This window comes from Moorena sp. SIO3I6 (assembly GCF_010672095.1).
The window spans coordinates 1-1042 of record NZ_JAAHHU010001724.1; the positions used below are offsets into that span (position 1 = coordinate 1).

General features: G+C 44.3%; 2 protein-coding genes. Both read right to left on the reverse strand.

Going from position 1 to position 1042, the window contains the following annotated elements; all coding sequences use genetic code 11:
* The coding region (locus F6K49_RS52645) for a DUF692 family multinuclear iron-containing protein (protein ID WP_293111080.1) at positions 1-349 on the reverse strand (349 nt) is incomplete at its 3' end.
* Between the two features lie 396 nt (positions 350-745).
* On the reverse strand, positions 746-1042 hold a 297-nt coding region (locus F6K49_RS52650; RefSeq protein ID WP_293111081.1), incomplete at its 5' end, for a DUF2282 domain-containing protein.

The following is a 1042-nucleotide window of genomic DNA, read 5'->3' on the forward strand; positions in this document are numbered from 1 at the left end:
GAGGAATTAAATCGTTAAGATAGTGACCATTAACGGAAATCCAGGATAGGTGATCGGAAATGTATGCTGGTTCAATCTGCTGGGCTAACTCTTTTAAATTTGTCAAATACTCTAAATCTAAAGGGTCGGTTGACCCCAAAGACATACCGACGCCATGCAACGTAACGGGATAGTTTTGGCGGACTTTTTCTAAAAAGTGGAGTGGTAAACCCTGAGACGTTAAATAATTATCTAATAATACTTCAAACCAAGGTATAGTATGTTTATGAGTAAGGATATCTTGATAATGGGCGGAGCGTAAACCGATTCCAGCACCGTTAATTGAAGCTGAAGGAAGGTGAGTTGTCATAGCATTGTTTTCATGGCATTATTGTTAGTATTTATCCATGGTAGTGGTGAGTTGACTCTAATTCCCCCCTTTCTTAAGGGGGATATGTGTACATAACGCTACTCAGCTGAATCTAATTCCCCCCTTTCTTAAGGGGGATATGTGTACATAACGCTACTCAGCTGAATCTAATTCCCCCCTTTCTTAAGGGGGGTTAGGGGGGATCTGTATACATAACGCTACTCAACTGAATCTAATTCCCCCCTTTCTTAAGGGGGATCTGTATACATAACGCTACTCAGCTGAATCTAATTCCCCCCTTTCTTAAGGGGGGTTAGGGGGGATCTGTGTACATAACCCTACTCAGCCATGATTCATAAGCTGATAGCTGAGTGCCCAGCGTGCTGATAGCTTCCTTTAATTGGCTTGCGCACTCTCGGTTGGCTTTTCAGTTTCCTGGCTGGATTTTGATTCTCCTACAATCGTGGCACCAACAATCTTGTTGCAAGTGCCTTCAGGAACGTAGATCCACTCTTCGGGATCGCTATCTACCTTAGCCATCCCGCCGCAATCATGCTTGCTGGTGCCACAATCGTTCTTACCCGCCTTAACGATACCAGCACATTTTTCCATTCCTTCCTTACCGGCCAAGGCGTTTTCAGATGCTACACCTAAACCTAGAGCCAAGACACTAGTCAAGGCAGCGCCTACCAT